This window comes from Limnospira sp. PMC 289.06 (assembly GCF_032350395.1).
In the GTDB taxonomy this organism is placed as follows: Bacteria; Cyanobacteriota; Cyanobacteriia; order Cyanobacteriales; family Microcoleaceae; genus Limnospira; species Limnospira platensis.
The window spans coordinates 1-11,387 of the sequence record NZ_JARPLC010000141.1 but is presented as its reverse complement, the minus strand read 5'-3'; the positions used below and the strand labels follow the sequence as shown (position 1 = coordinate 11,387).

11 protein-coding genes and 2 pseudogenes are annotated in these 11,387 nt (G+C 45.0%); 11 read left to right on the top strand and 2 right to left on the bottom strand.

Features of this window, described 5'->3' with window-relative positions; translation table 11 throughout:
* The 8 genes and pseudogenes from P5674_RS20585 to P5674_RS20550 form a co-directional block, all read left to right on the top strand.
* Window positions 1-277: HNH endonuclease (locus P5674_RS20585; protein WP_315670234.1), on the top strand; the 277-nt coding region annotated here is incomplete at its 5' end.
* Between the two features lie 146 nt (window positions 278-423).
* A complete protein-coding gene (locus tag P5674_RS20580; RefSeq protein ID WP_006617491.1) occupies window positions 424-939 on the top strand; it encodes a hypothetical protein in 516 nt (171 codons plus the stop codon).
* A 133-nt stretch (window positions 940-1,072) separates the two neighbouring features.
* A complete protein-coding gene (locus tag P5674_RS20575) occupies window positions 1,073-1,426 on the top strand; it encodes a DarT ssDNA thymidine ADP-ribosyltransferase family protein (protein WP_006617490.1) in 354 nt (117 codons plus the stop codon).
* Window positions 1,413-2,469: pseudogene (gene darG, locus P5674_RS20570) on the top strand (type II toxin-antitoxin system antitoxin DNA ADP-ribosyl glycohydrolase DarG). The gene P5674_RS20575 and the pseudogene darG overlap by 14 nt, the downstream one beginning before the upstream one ends.
* Before the next feature lie 152 nt (window positions 2,470-2,621).
* Window positions 2,622-2,948: a DUF433 domain-containing protein gene (locus P5674_RS20565; protein WP_006617489.1), complete on the top strand. Its 327-nt coding sequence runs from the start codon at window positions 2,622-2,624 to the stop codon at window positions 2,946-2,948.
* A gap of 21 nt (window positions 2,949-2,969) precedes the next feature.
* Window positions 2,970-3,308: pseudogene (locus P5674_RS20560) on the top strand (DUF5615 family PIN-like protein); the annotation flags it as partial.
* 98 nt (window positions 3,309-3,406) lie between these two features.
* Window positions 3,407-4,318 carry a hypothetical protein gene (locus tag P5674_RS20555; RefSeq protein ID WP_006617487.1) on the top strand — a complete coding sequence of 304 codons (912 nt, stop codon included), beginning with the start codon at window positions 3,407-3,409 and terminating at the stop codon, window positions 4,316-4,318.
* 18 nt (window positions 4,319-4,336) lie between these two features.
* A complete protein-coding gene (locus tag P5674_RS20550) occupies window positions 4,337-5,503 on the top strand; it encodes a cysteine desulfurase family protein (protein ID WP_315642794.1) in 1,167 nt (388 codons plus the stop codon).
* A gap of 173 nt (window positions 5,504-5,676) precedes the next feature.
* On the opposite strand, the gene P5674_RS20545 is transcribed toward P5674_RS20550, so the two are convergent.
* Window positions 5,677-6,201: a DUF4149 domain-containing protein gene (locus tag P5674_RS20545; protein WP_006618807.1), complete on the bottom strand. Its 525-nt coding sequence runs from the start codon at window positions 6,199-6,201 to the stop codon at window positions 5,677-5,679.
* A gap of 274 nt (window positions 6,202-6,475) precedes the next feature.
* Between P5674_RS20545 and queC the strand changes: the two genes are divergently transcribed.
* Entirely contained in the window at window positions 6,476-7,156 is a 681-nt protein-coding gene (gene queC, locus P5674_RS20540) for a 7-cyano-7-deazaguanine synthase QueC (RefSeq protein WP_006618808.1), read from the top strand.
* Window positions 7,157-7,456: 300 nt separating this feature from the next.
* Window positions 7,457-8,359: a twin-arginine translocase subunit TatC gene (tatC, locus tag P5674_RS20535; protein ID WP_410548712.1), complete on the top strand. Its 903-nt coding sequence runs from the start codon at window positions 7,457-7,459 to the stop codon at window positions 8,357-8,359.
* Here tatC and P5674_RS20530 read toward each other — a convergent pair.
* Window positions 8,315-9,508: a glycoside hydrolase family 10 protein gene (locus P5674_RS20530; protein ID WP_006618810.1), complete on the bottom strand. Its 1,194-nt coding sequence runs from the start codon at window positions 9,506-9,508 to the stop codon at window positions 8,315-8,317. The two genes, tatC and P5674_RS20530, sit on opposite strands and share 45 nt — an antisense overlap.
* Window positions 9,509-9,684: 176 nt before the next feature.
* Between P5674_RS20530 and P5674_RS20525 the strand changes: the two genes are divergently transcribed.
* Window positions 9,685-11,256 (top strand): calcium-binding protein, encoded by a 1,572-nt coding sequence (locus P5674_RS20525; protein WP_035737476.1) that lies wholly within the window; start codon window positions 9,685-9,687, stop codon window positions 11,254-11,256.
* Window positions 11,257-11,387 lie beyond the last annotated feature (131 nt).

Below are 11,387 nucleotides of genomic sequence, written 5' to 3'. Positions count from 1 at the left end.
TGACGCAACACCATACGACGGAAATTGGACTTACTGGGCAACCAGGAAAGGACAAGCAATCGATACGCCAAATAGGGTAGCAAAACTACTTAAAAAGCAAAAAGGCAAGTGTACCTGGTGCGGGCAATTCTTTACCCCATCAGATTTAATTGAAGTAGACCACATTGTACCTAGAAGCCATGGCGGAAAGGATGAATACAAAAATCTTCAACTATTACATCGCCACACCCGCGATGATAAGACAGCTCTTGATGAAGAGATGATGCTGTACTCTTAACAAGGAGACGGTCAGACTAGGAGCCGTATGAGGTGAAAGTCTCAAGTACGGTTTTGAATGGGAGGGGTAGACCGTGAGGTCTATCTCGACCCCTAATTATTCTATTTTTGTAAAATTATAATAAATAAGGGATCCACACTCCTAGAATGGCTATCATAGAAGGATTCACTCGACGAGAAACCCTCGACCTAACGGCTACCACCTCCAATCGCCTGCAATACCTAGAACGGTGTCAACTGGTAGTCCCGCACCGAATCAGCAACTCCCGAAGGCCCACCGTGATTTATACCTGGGAGCAGGTTTTAGAAATCCGGGCCATCAAAAATCTTCGAGAAGTCATCTCGCTCCAGACGGTGAGAAGCATTATCAAATTCCTCGATGAGAGCGGATTTGACGATAGCTTACGTGACAAGCAGCTAGTCGTTATTGATGAAGAGGTAATCTGGGTTCAGCAGGATTGGAAAGACTTTGCCGACAAACTCCCGTCAGTTCTGAAGGTGGCAGGACATAAAAACAAAGATGTGGGTCAGTATCTCTTGGTGGTTATTCCACCTCTATCTCAAATTGTGAACGAGGTATGGCTGGCGGCTGAAAAATCGACTGTAGTCCATTTTGAGAGTTTTAAGCAACGGGCTAAAGCCAAACCGACTCAGGTAGCATGAAAGGATTCTCAGAGGGACACTTCAACAGCAACCCCTATGTCGGTATCACCCCTAGATTTCCTCACGGGTATCACTCTATCTGGCGATCGCAACTATCCACCCTATTACCCATATTAGAAATTTACCCTCTATCTTGCGTTCTGGTGGCATCCTGGCTAACAAGCGCTTAAAATTTCAGCGGATCAATTATGTAGATATTGCTCACGAAACTATTCAGAATAAACGCGCTCAAATTAATATCCCTTGTTCAAGGGGCGGCACGCTTCACGATTACGTTCCCTGGTATTTTGCGCCTCGTTCTCCGATGCTTTATGCCATCTCCAGAGGCAATGTTCAAGGATATGAAGAGGGGCAAAGTCCGGTGGTTCACTTAGTGGCTACAGCGGAGGATATCGCAGCGGCAGGTCTTCCTTTAAAATCAGTTAAAATGAATGGGTTGATCACAACGAGAACTCGGGAATTTTTATCCGGCAATGATTCAGTTTAAGCAAGGCAACCTATTGACCGAAACGACTGAGGCCCTGGTGAACACCGTTAACTGTGTCGGTGTCATGGGTAAGGGGATTGCTTTGCAATTTAAGCAGGCATTTCCGGAAAATTTCCGAGCCTATAAAACAGCTTGTGATGCTAAGAAAATCCATCCCGGGCAGATGTTCGTAGTTGCTACCCATGAGCTATTTCCAAAATACATCATTAATTTCCCCACTAAGCGCCACTGGAAGGGAAAATCTAAAATAGAAGATATTGAATCGGGATTAATTGCACTGGTTGAGGAAGTCAAGCGGTTAGAAATTCGCGCTTATCGCGATTCCTCCTCTGGGATGCGGAAATGGGGGCTTAGATTGGACGGAAGTCAAGCCTCTCATCGTTCAAGCTTTTGCGGAAGTTCCGGATATTGAGGTGGTTATTTTTGAACCCACTGGTGCACCTGTTGCGCCTCAAATTCCAGTGGCTACCTCTACCCCCAAAATGACCCGGGGACGGGCTTTATTGATTCGCTTGCTGGAATTGTACGGCATTCCCGGGTATCGCTTAACTAAGCTGGAAATTCAAAAACTCGCCTATTTTTTGCAAGTAGCAGGCGAACCGTTAAGACTGCGCTATATCAAACATCAATTTGGCCCTTATGCAGAGAATCTCAATCATGTTTTGCAAAACATTGAGGGTCATTACATTCGCGGATATGGCGATCGCACTGAAACCTCTGCAATTTATGTATTAGAAAAGGGTCGTGACGCTGCCGATCGCTTTTTATCAGAACATCCCGATACCGGCGATCGCCTGCAACAAGTCAGCGATTTAATTGAAGGATTTGAGACGCCTTACGGGATGGAAATGTTGGCAACCCTTCACTGGATTGCGACGGAAGATCCGCCAGCGGCAATGGATTGCGATCGCGCCATTGAAAGAGTACAGGAATGGAGCGATCGCAAACGCACTCTATTTAAACCCAACCATCTGCGAAAAGCTTGGGAACGCCTTCACTCTCAGAACTGGTTTCATATCAATAGGGATGCCGAAACCCAATAATGTTCATGACCAAAAAAATGAGGGGATGATTAGTATTGATGAAACTGCCCGATGGAGAACCAGAGGAATTTGATAAGCTGGAGTTGTAGATTTCTGAAGTGGCGATCGCAGATTTCCGATTTTACAGATAAAATAGTCCCACCTCTTAAAATATGACCCTAAAAGAACTAGAACCCCAACTCCTAGCCTTAACGCCAGAAGAAAAAGCCCAAGCGATTCAAATTCTCGCCCAAAGTTTAAGTAACGCTTGGAAAGGGATTGAAAAAACCCCCGGAGTCTGTGGCGGCGATGCTAGAGTCGCTAATACGCGCATCCCCATTTGGTCTCTCGTCAACTCTCGTCGATTAGGGGCATCTGATGGTCGTATTTTACAGGATTTTCCTCAACTCAGCGCCGAAGATTTAGTCAATGCTTGGAACTATTCCCAGGCACACCCAGATGAAATGGAAGCGGCAATTCACAGAAATGAGGAAGATTGAAATAGGGCTCGTCTTTATGCCGATGAAAATTTTCCTCTTCCCATTGTCGAATTCCTGCGTTTAGTGGGTCACGATATCCTCACCATTGCCGAAGCTGGCAAGGCAGGATTGGGAATTCCTGACGAAGAGGTATTGGCATTTGCCGTTCATGAGGAACGGTCTATTTTAACGCGGAATTGGGATGATTTTAGACGACTGCACCGCTTTCACCCCAATCATTACGGCATTATCATCTGCAAAGAAGATTTGAATACAGAAAGACAGGCACAGCGGATTGCTGATGCTATTGCCAGGGAAGAAAATCTCAAAGGTCAATTGATTAGAATTACTCGGGCATCAGAACCGGGAAATAGCATCTAAACTAGGCTCGTTTGAATTGACCCCCGATGGCCTAGTTAGGACTCTCTATTGATTGAATTATGCTATAATCGATTAACTTTTTTATTTGAAATTATCCTATGCATAGAATTATTATTGATGTCCCGGATGAACTTTCGGGACACCTGACACAAATCGGCGAGATTCAGCCCAACTATAAAACCCAGTCTAGGGATACTGATATCAATGCCGAACTCCATCAGTTTAAATTGTGGCGATCGCTGCCTTTATGGAAAAAAGCTGCCATAGTCAGCGGTTGGACAAAAGGGGTTTGGGAAATGTCTCTCATGGCGATTCAAAACCGCTATCCTCAAGCCAGTCCATTAGAAATTCGTCATCAATTCGCACTTCGCACCCTAGATGATGAAACAGCTTTAAAAGTTATTGGGCAAAACCTAAATCAACCCGTTATGATTACTGACCCGATTTCTCAGGTACTTGTGGTGACGGCAATTCTCGACCAACTTGGTATCCCTTACCTCATCGGTGGTTCCGTTGCCAGCAGCTTATTAGGAGAACCTCGCAGCACTCAAGATATTGATTTGGTGGCAGACTTAACCTTACCCAAGGTTCAACCATTAGTCGCGGCATTGCAACCTCGATTTGATGTGGACGAAGATACCGTAAAATCCGCAGTCCGCTATCAAAGTTCGTTTAATATTATCGACAATGAGTCGATTGTAAAATTTGACATTTTTATCTTAAAAAACAACCCATTTAGCCGATCTGAATTTGAACGTCGTCAAGTGCAAATTGTTCGCACTAACCCTGAGCAAACCTTAGTTTTGCCGAGTCCTGAAGATATTATCTTACAAAAGTTACTGTGGTATAGAGATACCAATTTTAGCTCAGAAAAACAGTGGCGAGATATTTTAGGGGTGATGAAGTTACAAGGCGCTACCCTTGATTTTGAGTATCTGCAATATTCGGGAGAACAACTCAAGTTAGCAGAAACCCTAGACCGAGCTTTGGGCGAATCAGGATTATTGTAACCAGTTGATGGATATCTGATGACTGACTCTCCCCCTATCTATCTCGACTACCACGCCACCACGACCGTTGACCCCAGAGTGGCTGAGAAAATGCTGCATTACATGACGGTAGAATTTGGTAACGCCAGCAGTATCGACCATATTTATGGCGATCGCGCCCAAAAAGCAGTTTCTCAAGCGGCGCGACAAGTGGCGGAATTAGTCGGCGCTTCCCCAAGAGAAATCATCTTTACTTCTGGCGCTACTGAAAGCATTAATTTGGCTATTCAAGGTAGCATCATTAATCATAAATCCCCATATTTGCCGACAATGGCTGTCTCTCCGGTGGAACATCCAGCGGTTTTAGATACGGGTCAGGCTTTAGTTAAACAAGGGTTAATTGATATCACTTATTTGTCCGTTGATCAACAGGGTAAAATCGACTTGGCATCGGTGCATAAGGTTTGCCAGGATGGGGTTTCTCTGTTATGTATGATGGCTGCTAATAACGAAATTGGGACGATTTATCCCATGGCAGAAATTGCTAAAATTGCCCAAGCTCACCAAGTCCCTTTTTTGTGCGATGGGTCCCAAGCTGTGGGCAAAATACCTATCAATTTTGAGGAATGGGGAATCACTTATTTGGCGATTTCTGGTCATAAACTCTACGGACCAAAAGGAGTCGGGGCGTTGGTGGCTAGAAAAGGTTATCCACTCAAGCCGATTCTGTTTGGCGGCGGACATCAAGGAGGAATTAGGTCTGGTACTCTCAACGTGCCGGGAATTGTCGGGTTGGGAGAAGCCTGTCGCCTGCGAGGTTTGGAAATGGCAGAAGATGAGGCAAAAATTGCCAATTGGCGCGATAAATTACAGGATTTACTACTTGACAAAATATCGGGTTTGGTGATTAATGGAGATATTAATTATCGCTTATCGGGAAATCTGCATATTTCGATTCCAGATGTTCCTAATAGTGCGATTATAGCACGGGTGCGCGATCGCCTGGCAATTTCTACGGGGGCGGCTTGTTCCTCTGGAGTAGAAGCACCGTCCCATGTTTTGCGGGCGATCGCTTTATCCCCAAATGCCATGGAAGGTGCTTTGCGGATTGGTATCGGCAAATTTACCACTGAGTCGGAAATTGATCGCGCTGCGGAGATTTTAGGGGGTGCTATTGGTACTATCCGTGAGGTGATGGAAGCCTAGGGCGATCGCCTAATTCCCTCAACTACGCCACACTCACCCAGGGGCTATTTTGCCTCAAATATCCTGTGCTCTTATCTACTAATAAATCACGTCAACCATAAAAAAACCAGGTTAAAACCCTGATATATTTGGGGCTATAACCTAGTCAATTGCTAATAGTAATTAAAGGGTAATTACTGCTCAATAATTCCCGCATAATTATGATTATGATAACACCAAGCCAAAATAGTCCCAGCGGCGAACAGTTTTAAGGCTTCCAGACTTAGGTAGCTAAAGTGTAGTTGATTCATCCCCTCTGGAGTCGATTCAACAGCGTTAAATAAATTCAGATTTACACCTAGGGCAGTCATTTGGGGGGTGAGGCTATAGGTGTACAACAAAGCGATCGCCAACAAGATAGAAGATAACACCGTCAGGGTACGAATCCGATGGCTGAACCCTTCAGGAAGAGTCATTCCTAAAACCATCATTCCCGTTAAAGCTAAGGCGGCGCAGAGGATTTCAATATGATTAAATGCCGTGAAAACTATTCCGCCTGTAGAGGCAAAACTAGGTTCTTGCATCATCCCAGATAGATACATCGCTGGCATAATTACTACATCCAACAGTAGGCTACCACCAACCCACAATGCCATGGTCATCAGAACCAGAGTTAGCCAGCGGGAGGGATTGTATTGAACTTTAGGTATAAATGTCATGAATAATACCTCGTAACTTCTAATTTACTTATTGACCAGTGTAGCGAATTTTTGAGGAAGTAAATATGAAGTATTTTTGCGATTTTCCGTGGGCAGAGGATTGTTAAGAAGTTTGTCGTAATTTAACTAAATGCGATCGCCTTCTATCCCCTAGCAGATGGTGATTTGCTCCCCTCTTAGGGTGATAGCCCATAGATATGGGTAATTGTTATTAACTTTTGTTACAATTAATTCTATGATTAAGTAAGATGAAGTTGGGTAAAGGCGAGAAAACGTGAAAGCAGTAATTCTACTCTCTGGTGGACTTGATTCTTCCACAGTGCTGTATCAGGCGAAAGCTGATGGCTATGAATGCTATGCACTGTCATTCAACTACCAGCAGCGACACCTACGAGAATTGGAAGCGGCGGCTAAAATTGCACAGGCGGCGGGGGTAGCAGCTCATCAAACCGTAGAGTTTGACCTCAAGCGTTGGGGAGGGTCAGCCTTGACTGATGATAACATCGATTTACCTTGCGATCGCACTTTGGCGGAAATGTCCGCAACCATCCCCATTACATACGTCCCCGCCAGAAATACCATTTTTCTGAGTTTTGCACTCGCCTACGGCGAAGCCATCGGAGCCGATCGCATTTATATTGGAGTCAATGCACTAGACTACTCAGGATATCCCGACTGTCGCCCTGATTATATCGTCGCCATGCAGTCCGTGTTCCGTCTGGGAACCAAACAAGGACGCGAAGGTAATCCTATCACCATCAACACTCCCCTAATTGACCTCAAAAAAACAGATATCATCCAATTGGGGAACAGTTTAGGGGTTCCCTGGGAGCATACCTGGTCTTGCTATGGGGGAGAAGCTGAAGCCTGTGGGGTATGTGATGCTTGTCGTTTGCGTCTGGCTGCTTTCCAAGCCTTGGGGTTAACTGATCCCATTTCCTATGCTAAAAGATAAAATTTAACTAACCCTTTACTCCCCCCTCTCTTTTCCTAGCGCCAAACACTCCCTAACAGTTCCCTAAAAGTTAATTCTATGGAAGACCAATTTTCACAATCTCCCAATTCTGATGCTTATGAAGCTCTGTGTCAAGAAGCCACTGTTCTGCATCAAAGAATTACCAATCTCAAACAACTTCTCGCAGAAACCGAACGGGAGAATCAGAAACTACGCACTCAATTGGAAGCCCAAGATACTCTCAAAACCGAGAACCCAACCCCCCCAAAAACTCCCGTAATTGCACCAGATAGCTTGACTATGGCTCCCACTCCTCAACAGGTGTCGAGACCCACTAATACTAATGGCAAAAATCCTCAAGCGCCCTTGAACGGTAATGGCTCCGTAAATGGTTCCCAACCCGCCACCTCTACTAGGGCTAAAAGTTCATCAACAGCCACCGTCATTAAACCACCAGAACCTCAAATTTCCCCCGGTGATGATGACTACCTCGACCAAATTCCTGATGAGGTAGAAATGTCTCTGTTTGACCACCTGGAAGAATTAAGACAGCGCCTTTTTTACTCATTAATTTCTGTGGTGATTGGGATAGTTGTTTGCTTTATAGCAGTTAAACCAATTGTCCAAATTTTAAAGGTTCCCGCTCAAGGGGTAAAACTTTTACAATTGGCTCCGGGAGAGTATTTCTTTGTCTCCATTAAAGTCGCGGGATATAGCGGTTTACTGGTGGCGAGTCCGTTTATTATTTTTCAGATTATCCAGTTTGTTTTACCCGGACTTACCCTCCGGGAACGACGAATTTTGGGACCCGTTTTTCTGGGGTCAACTTTTCTGTTTTTAATCGGATTGGTTTTTGCTTATCTGGCTATTGTTCCGGCGGCTCTCACCTTCTTTATTAATTATGGTTCTGATGTGGTAGAACAGCTATGGTCAATTGCTGAATACTTTGAGTTTGTCCTGAAATTGCTGTTGGTAACTGCGATCGCATTTCAAGTGCCAATTATTCAGATTGTTTTGGGGATATTGGGTATTGTATCTTCTGGGAAAATGTTATCTATCTGGCGATATGTGTTGATGGGGGCGGCTATTCTGGGGGGATTTTTAACCCCCTCTACTGACCCCTTGACTCAAAGTCTGCTGGGAGGCGCTATTGTGTTTTTATACTTTGGCGGCGTGGGGGCGGTTAAACTTATGGGAAAATAACTTTTTTAGGCGATTTTCTCGCTCCTCTGGGGAGTCTTCCGCCCAATTCCACAGGCTTTCATAGAAGAAAAAACAGACTCCCGCAAAATGGCGATCGCGTACATTTTTTACCTGTTCTTCCAAGATGTTAGTCGCTGTAGGACGATTTTTGAGACCGCTTAAAATCCCGATCGCCACCGGAATATGATTTTTCGCTAATTCGATTTCTGCTCGTTCTAGTTCCCTAATAAAATGAGACATATCAGAACGATATATTTGCGGCACTAGCTCTTCTATCCAACCTTTTCTTTCCCAGGTAAACCAGTCCTGAAGATAAGCCGGAAGCGCAAAATGTAGGGGGTTCGGAGACAACGAAATCAGACAATCTTCTTGAATTGCTTTCACCCCATAAAATACCTTCTCCATCAACTTATTAAGTTGGTCGGCTCGCCATCTCACCCAATAGGTATCTAGGGGATTTTCTGGCGGTGATTGACCTTGATGCTGCTCCTTAAATAGTTTAACGGTAAAGGGGTCATAACCTAACTCAGCAGGTAAGCCAAAATGATCATCAAATTGAATGCCATCAATATCATAGTTCTTGACAATTTCAGTCACTAGATTTAAAATGAATTGTTGTACTTCGGGATGAAAGGGATTTAACCACACCCACTCAGGATTTCCTCCCGGTTTCGTGAAACTACCATCTTGGGTTTGTGTTAACCAGTTCGGGTGAAGTTTGGCTAATTCTGAATCAATGGGAGCCATAAACCCAAACTCAAACCAAGGAATAACTTTTAATTCCCGTTTATGTCCTTCCCTCACCACCTCCGAGAGCATATCTCGTTTTTGTAATCCGGGGTGGGGGTCTCTGGAAATACCAAACACCTCCTCAGCTACACGGCTAGGATATAGGGTATAACCTCCCTGCCACACTGTGGGGTAAATAGTGTTAAAATTCAGGTTTCGCAGGCGGTCTAAAGCCTGAGTTAAGCCGGTTGTTGAAAATAAAATATTGCTGTCAACATTGGTTAGCCAAACTCCCCTAATTTCGGTGACAGACCTCGCTGGAATTGGAGAACTAGAGGAAATGGCGATCGCCACAAAAACACTAACAGCCACTACCAATAAAATCAACAGTTTCGGCAAGGTATAGCGCGTTTTAGTCATCTCTTCTCATTCCTACTTGTGTCTGTCGGTGAATGATTCTTAATTATCCACGATGATCGTAAATTATTAAGATTTCGGCTATCAATTGGCTGCTATGCTTTTGTGGTAGACTCTCTCAGAGAATATGCTATTCTGAAAAAAATGGCTCTAGCAGTATTGATCGTGAGGTAAGTTAGATGAGTGCTTTTGGGTTTGGCACGATGGCAGAGGATATAAATATATCACCATTATCTGACCTTACCGATATTATTGATCACGAATCCATACGCTCAGAACCAGAAACCGAGGAGATCGGACTCCTTGACAATGGGGATAATGGGGATAATGATACCCTTCCCGTGGATAATGGCGATAATGGCGATAATGGCGATAATGACACTCTTCCCGTGGACAATGGGGATAATGGCGATAATGGCGACAATGGCGACAATGGAGAGGAGGAGGAGGAAATCCCTTTTATCCCAGAACCCGCGCCACCCACTCCTGAACCCACACCTGCACCTTTTGAGCCCACACCTCCGCCTGTTGCTCAACCGACACCGCCGCCTCCGGTTCCCATTCCGACACCACCTCCGACACCCACACCCACACCAGCACCCACACCCACACCCACACCCACACCCACACCCACACCCACACCAGCACCCACACCCACACCTTCGGAACCGACTCCTACACCTTCGGAACCGACACCCACACCTTCGGAACCGACACCCACACCTACACCTTCGGAACCGACACCCACACCAACTCCCACGCCGACTCTACCCAGTGCAGATTATGTTTTTGAGGGTGGCGACGGTAATAGTTTAATCTTGGGAACAGAAGGAAATGATTTGCTCTATGGTGGGGGTGGTAACAATACCCTCTATGGTTTTACGGGGAATGACACTCTTATCGGAGGTGGGGGTAATGATCTCCTGTATGGGGGTCAAAATAACGATTTCTTAGATGGGGGAAATGGTAACAATACCCTCTATGGCGGTTTAAATGATGACACCCTATTAGGGGGAATTGGTCGCGATCTGCTATTTGGAGAAGCAGGTAATGATTTCTTAGATGGCGGCGACGGTAATGATACCCTCTATGGCGGCGAGGATAATGATACTTTATTGGGTGGCAATGGTAATGATCTTTTGTTTGGGAATCAGGGAGATGATAGCCTAGATGGGGGTCCGGGTGATGATACTCTCTATGGGGGGAAAGGTGATGATACTCTGTTGGGTAGTCAGGGTAATGATATACTGCTAGGAAATATGGAAAATGATATCCTCTATGGCGGAGATGGGGATGATTGTTTATATGGTGGTCAGGGTAATGATACTCTCTATGGGGGTCGAGGTAGGGATTATTTAAGTGGCGATCGCGGTAATGATTTCCTGGTTGGTGTTGATACTAGCGCTGATTTTCCGGGACTGACAACTATTGACACCCTGGTTGGCGGAGAAGGTTTTGATACTTTTGTATTAGGCAATGAAAACGGACCGTTTTACGATAACGGTAATGATGATATTAATGGTGTGGCTGACTATGCTTTGATTTTGAATTTTAACAGCACTACTGATGTCATCTTACTGAGTAATGACGATTATTTATTCTCTACTGATATCCCCCAACCCCTCCCACAAGGAACTGCTATTTTCCGTCGGACTCCCGGCGAAAATGAGTTGATTGCTATTTTAGAAGGGGTGGTCGGTCTTCAATTTGATGGCACTAATCTTGATGATGGACCGATTAGGTTTATCTAGCACCACAAAAATGATTGGGTGTAGGGTGCGTCAGACACCGAAAACTGAAATCCACACCGGATAATTGAGGGCTGACGCACCACAAAAATGATTGGGTGTAGGGTGCGTCAGACACCGAAAACTGAAATCCA

Excerpts from the sequence above, each read along its gene's own strand:
- P5674_RS20580 (WP_006617491.1), top strand. The coding sequence starts at position 424 with ATGGCTATCATAGAAGGATTCACTCGACGAGAAACCCTCGACCTAACG.
- P5674_RS20565 (WP_006617489.1), top strand. The coding sequence starts at position 2,622 with ATGACCCTAAAAGAACTAGAACCCCAACTCCTAGCCTTAACGCCAGAA.
- P5674_RS20555 (WP_006617487.1), top strand. The coding sequence starts at position 3,407 with ATGCATAGAATTATTATTGATGTCCCGGATGAACTTTCGGGACACCTG.
- P5674_RS20550 (WP_315642794.1), top strand. The coding sequence starts at position 4,337 with ATGACTGACTCTCCCCCTATCTATCTCGACTACCACGCCACCACGACC.
- P5674_RS20545 (WP_006618807.1), bottom strand. The coding sequence starts at position 6,201 with ATGACATTTATACCTAAAGTTCAATACAATCCCTCCCGCTGGCTAACT.
- tatC (WP_410548712.1), top strand. The coding sequence starts at position 7,457 with ATGGCTCCCACTCCTCAACAGGTGTCGAGACCCACTAATACTAATGGC.
- P5674_RS20530 (WP_006618810.1), bottom strand. The coding sequence starts at position 9,508 with ATGACTAAAACGCGCTATACCTTGCCGAAACTGTTGATTTTATTGGTA.
- P5674_RS20525 (WP_035737476.1), top strand. The coding sequence starts at position 9,685 with ATGAGTGCTTTTGGGTTTGGCACGATGGCAGAGGATATAAATATATCA.